The 5,214-nt window shown below is 53.1% G+C and carries 5 protein-coding genes; all 5 read right to left on the bottom strand.

Going from position 1 to position 5,214, the window contains the following annotated elements; translation table 11 throughout:
* Positions 1-278: glycosyltransferase (locus tag PHH49_08550; GenBank protein MDD5488988.1), on the bottom strand; the 278-nt coding region annotated here is incomplete at its 3' end.
* Positions 278-1,396 carry a UDP-N-acetylglucosamine 2-epimerase (non-hydrolyzing) gene (gene wecB, locus PHH49_08545; protein ID MDD5488987.1) on the bottom strand — a complete coding sequence of 373 codons (1,119 nt, stop codon included), beginning with the start codon at positions 1,394-1,396 and terminating at the stop codon, positions 278-280. The genes PHH49_08550 and wecB, both read right to left, overlap by 1 nt.
* 11 nt (positions 1,397-1,407) lie before the next feature.
* A complete protein-coding gene (locus PHH49_08540) occupies positions 1,408-2,613 on the bottom strand; it encodes a hypothetical protein (GenBank protein MDD5488986.1) in 1,206 nt (401 codons plus the stop codon).
* Positions 2,610-4,478, bottom strand: coding sequence for an asparagine synthase (glutamine-hydrolyzing) (asnB, locus tag PHH49_08535; GenBank protein ID MDD5488985.1), 1,869 nt, complete (start codon positions 4,476-4,478; stop codon positions 2,610-2,612). Before asnB ends, PHH49_08540 begins: the two co-directional genes overlap by 4 nt.
* 4 nt (positions 4,479-4,482) lie before the next feature.
* Positions 4,483-5,214, bottom strand: a 732-nt coding sequence (locus PHH49_08530; GenBank protein MDD5488984.1) for a radical SAM protein, incomplete at its 5' end; no start/stop codon positions are given.

Here is a 5,214-nt window from a genome sequence, read left to right as displayed (position 1 = left end):
AGGTCTATCCCCGTGACCCGCTCCTTAAGGGCTTTCCCCAAAAGTCTTGAGGCCCAGACCACGGACATCCCGTCGGCATTGATCATATCGCAGGAACTGATGATTTCCATGAGCGCCGGATCCTGCCTTGCTTTCAGCACCTTGTCCGCGTTGATCACCACATGCTGGTGGACCCCGCCTTCAGCTATCATGCGATCCACCGCGGCGATGGTCTCTTCCATCGTAAGATCGTCCACAGGGCAGCCCAGGATGTTGACCCGGTTATCCATATCGGCCACTATATCTCCTTCTCTATTATTTTCAGTATACGCTCCGAGGTCTTCCCGTCCCAGAGCGGCGGCACTTTACCTTTTTTCGCCCTTGCGGTAAGTATCCTTTCCACCATATGGTCCAACCTGTCTATCTTCTCCCCCACAAGCACGTTGGTCCCCATCTCCATGGTTATTGGGCGTTCCGTATTCTCCCTGAGGGTAAAACAGGGTATATTAAGGTATGTGGTCTCCTCCTGCATGCCTCCCGAGTCGGTCAGGACGAACTTAGCGTCCTTGTACAGATACATGAACTCAAGATATCCCAGGGGGTTTACGACATGTATGTTCTCCCCGAACTTTATCCCGAACTCTTTCGCGTTCTTCCTGGTCCTGGGGTGTATGGGAAAGATCATGGGCACTTTGGCTGATATCCTGTTGAGCATAGCGGCCAAACGCTTGAACTTCTCCGGGTCGTCCACGTTAGAAGGCCTGTGCAAAGTGACTACGCCGTACCCCCCGAGCAGGCTCTTAAGCATACTTATCCCGAACCCCGTCGTATCGACCCTTGTCAGTTTGTCCAGACCGAATTTCAGGCTGTCTATCATGGTATTACCGACAAAAAAGACCTTGCTTACGCTTTTTTTGCCGACCACGCCGCCTCCCCTGCCTTCGTTCATCAGATTCTCGGACCCGCTTTTTTCGGTTACGAACAAAAGGTCCGCTATGCTGTCCGTTAATATACGATTGATCTCTTCGGGCATCGTCATATCGAAACTGCGGAGACCCGCCTCGATATGGGCAACTTTTATCCCCATTTTTTTTGCCGTCACGCTGGCGGCAAGGGTCGAGTTAACGTCTCCCACGACGATAACCATATCCGGTCTCTCACGGGCACATACCTCCTCGAACCTTGTCATCGCCTTTCCCGTCTGTTCGGCGTGAGTTCCTGAGCCCACATCAAGAAAATGGTCCGGTTCCCGTATCTCCAGGTCGTCAAGGAAACTCTGGGACATTTCGTGGTCATAATGCTGTCCCGTATGTACCACCACCGCCTTAACACCGGGATGAGCGTCCACAAGACGCAGAAGGACAGCTATCTTCATGAAATTCGGCCGCGCCCCGGCGACAAACATCAATTTTTTCACCTTCATCCACCTCAACTTCCGTAAAGTGATACGTATTCCATGAATATATATACAGTGGTACCGATAAGTGTCGCCGCGTACAAAGCGGCCATGCCCTTCCCGAGAAGCGGCACCTTATCCCACAATGTCATTATACCTTTTATCGTAACATAAAAAATGAACGGCGCGATATATAATGTTATCCTGGCGCCGGTGAACGGATATAATTTAACCGCCCCCGCGACCGCCAGTCCCGTCACGAGATACATGGCCATCGAAGAAAGACGTGTTATCATCATGCCGTCACGACGGATGTTCTTCCACCCCATGACAAAAGTAGCAAAAAGCGAAAAAGGCAGGAATACCGTTATCACCCTGCGCACAAGGCTCACCTCCAGGAACCAACGCACATACAGGTTGCGGACGCCTTCGGTAAATGTTTGGAGGAACTCCGGCACCGACGCGACCGATATGAAATAATCGTGCCAGTACCCCCACATCCCGCTTGAGTTCTGCACGTACTTCACATCCAGGTTATAGGACAACATTACCGCTACGATGGCCCCGACAAGATACGCCGCGAAAAGGATAACGCTCTTGCGGCTACCCCGTCCCCCCGCTATAAGGTTATATGCGGGTAACGGCAGGAAAAAATACGCCGTATAGGAAAAAAGTACCGCGAACGGCATGATAAAACAGAGCGCGGCCTCCCGGAACTTTATCACCGGCTCCTTCAGCGATCCGGCCTGCCTGAGCACGAACATGGTGAACAGCCCCGACAAAAGAAGCTCGCCGGAATACTGTTTGAGCTCAGAGGCGTAATAGCTCATGAACTTCGAACCGCACCAGGAAAGCAGGAAAAGGACATATCCTACCCCGCGGCCTTCCTGGGCCCGGTATATACGTATCCACACAAAGAACGCCGCCAGCATAGCCACCAGAGGCAGGGCACGCAGCGCGAACACGTTGAATCCCGCCAGATATCCCGCCTGCTGTACCAGTACGAGATAGACTCTGGGGAACGCCTGCGACCCTAACGGGCCGAACAGCCCGGATGGCCCCGCCATCTGTATCTTTTCAAGTATGAAATTCTCGTCAAGCCAGAAAGGCCTTCCCGACGCGTAATGGAACAGGCACAAAAAGACGAATATACACGGCAGTAGAACGGGAAGGATACGTTCTACGCATGGACCGGATATCTCTTTCAACCTGCCGTAAGATCCACGTATAAGGTTCACTCTTTATCCTCCTTAAGTATGAATATGCGGTACCATTTTTCCAGTGACAAAAGCAGGAAAAGTATGCGCTTCTGGTCGGAGCTCCCCCGGCGATGGGCTTCTATACAGCCCTTCACCCCGGCAGGATCAAGATATCTTGATGTAAGAGAATCTTTCCGGTCTATGTAGGACGTCAGGAGTTCCCCCATGCTGCCGGCAAGCCATTTATCCATAGGATTGAAAAAGCCTATCTTCCTCTTGTGAACCGTTCCTTCCGGAAGGAACCCCCGGCATGCCAGTTTATGTATATACTTCTGGCCGGACGAAGAGATCTTGAGCCTGCCCGGGATGGTCTCGGCTACCCGCATGACCTCGCGGTCCAGGAAAGGGACCCGAGCCTCTATCCCGCAGGCCATGGACATTTTGTCCTCACAAAGGAGCAGGTTATCCGAAAGGGAAGTCCTCGCGTCAATGTAGAGCATCTTCTCGAGACCAGTACCGGCTGTGGCGCGCTCCCTGACCCATTCATAAATGAACTGGCGTGCCGCGCCGCGAACCGATACCCCCCGGAGCTCCGGCCCGTAAAGCGCCCCTTTCATCTTGTCCGTGATTATCGAATATATCCTGTAGAACCTTTCCGCCTCGTCAGCCTGGGGAAGTGAATAGAATATCCTCCTCATCTGCTCGTTGCCGAACGGGAACGTGGAAAGAAGCCCGAGCGGCCTGAATAGCGCCGACATCTTCTCCCCTTTGTGCCGGGGATATCCGGCAAAGGCCTCATCCGCTCCCTGCCCGTTCAAAAGTACTTTAACTTTGCCTCTGGCCAGTTCCGCTACGAAATAATACGCCAGGGCCGACTCATTCCCGGTAGGCTCTTCCAGATGCCACATATACCTGGCGAAAAGCTCCGCGTAATCCTTCTGTTTGATGATGGTCGAGTTGAAATCAGCTCCGAACATATCGGCAAGGGCCCTCGCCGCTTCTATCTCATTATCCTTCTCCCCCTCCTCGAACCCTACGGTAAAAGCGTTCACCCGGCCGGAGGAAACCCGCGCCATTGCCGAAAGTATGGTGCCTGAATCCACCCCGCCCGAAAGCGATATCCCTATAGGGACATCGCTGACCATCTGACGGCGTGTCGCGTCCCCATAAACCCCGGAAAGCTCCGCTTCCCACTCTTCGACCCTTTTCCCTCTGTTGATCTCCGGCATCCGTCCCGAGAACCTACGGGCACGGACCTTTCCTTTCTCACATATGATACATTCGCCAGGCTCGAGCTTCCTGACGTTCCTGAGCAAAGTATGTGGAGAAGGCGCGTACCGGAAAGTCAGGCACATATCCAGCGCCATAAGGTCCACATCCCTCTCCATGTCCCCGTACGCCAGGATCGCCTTTATCTCTGACCCGAACCGGAGGCTCTTACCGTCATCGTGATAATAGAACGGCTTAACGCCGAAGTGGTCCCTTGCCGCAAGGAATCTTCGGTTCCTCCCGTCCCATATCGCGAAGGCGAATATACCGTTCAGCGTATCAAGCATATCCTGTCCGTATTCCTCGTAAAGATGTACAAGGACTTCCGTATCGGAACGCGTCCTGAACCTGTGCCCCTTTGTCATGAGCTGGTCGGAAAGTTCCTTGAAATTATATATTTCCCCGTTATATGTTATCCATACGCTGCCATCTTCGTTGGACATAGGCTGCGTGCCGCTCTCGACGTCGATTATGGAGAGCCTCCTGTGCCCGAACCCTACAACCCCGGACTTGTCCATGTACAGGCCTTCTCCATCAGGACCCCTGTGCGCGATACTGTCCATCATGGACCGGATACCGGCCTGGCTCGCCCTGGCGTCTGACGCGTAGTTATATATTCCGCATATACCGCACATAAATTCACCCTTTTCTCCGGAGGATCCTTCCCATCAGCGCGAATACGTTTTTAAATCCCGCGCTTCTTATCCTGCGGACGATCTCGTTCTTATAGAACCTCGGGTTAAGATAATACAACCTGCCGTACCTCGTGACCAGTTTTTTGGAAATGATCCGGGAATTGACAAGATAGTAGGCGTCAAGTATCTCTTTCTCGCTCATGATACCGTTGGTCCAGACAGGCCGATAGTCCATCTTAACATGCGGCGTGGTGACATATTCGTCCCACTCTCTCACCCTGATCCATCCGTTAGCCTGTCCCATACGGTACATTTCCGTGCCCGGATATGGTGTGGCGATCGAACATGTGGGATAATCCGTCTCTATCTCGTTCATGAACTTTATGGTCTTATCGATGCTTTCACGGCTCTCACCCACGTTACCCACCATAAAGAATGAAGTAACGATAAGGCCCGCCCGGCGGGCCGCGCGATGGGCGGAAAGTATTTCTTCGCGGGTAACGGCTTTGTTGACCGTCTTCCAGACCTCGGGATCCCCCGACTCCACGCCGAAACACACGTTCCGGCATCCGGCCTCCTTCAGTTTCAGGGCCATATCATCGTCAAAACCGTTGACACGCGCGTTGCAGATCCAGTTTATCCTGAGCCCGCGGGATATGATCAGGTCACAGAGCCCGAGCAGGCGTTCTTTCTCGAGCGTAAGCGTATCGTCGACAAAATCAAAATTATGGGTGCC

The sequence above is a fragment of the Candidatus Omnitrophota bacterium genome (assembly GCA_028715965.1).
GTDB lineage: Bacteria > Omnitrophota > Gorgyraeia > Tantalellales > Tantalellaceae > JAQUQS01.
Note: the sequence above shows the minus strand (reverse complement) of the source record. Positions and strands in the feature narration are given on the sequence as shown.

What these genes read in the sequence shown, in the direction of transcription:
- asnB (MDD5488985.1), bottom strand. Translation starts at nt 4,478, where the DNA reads ATGTGCGGTATATGCGGAATATATAACTACGCGTCAGACGCCAGGGCG.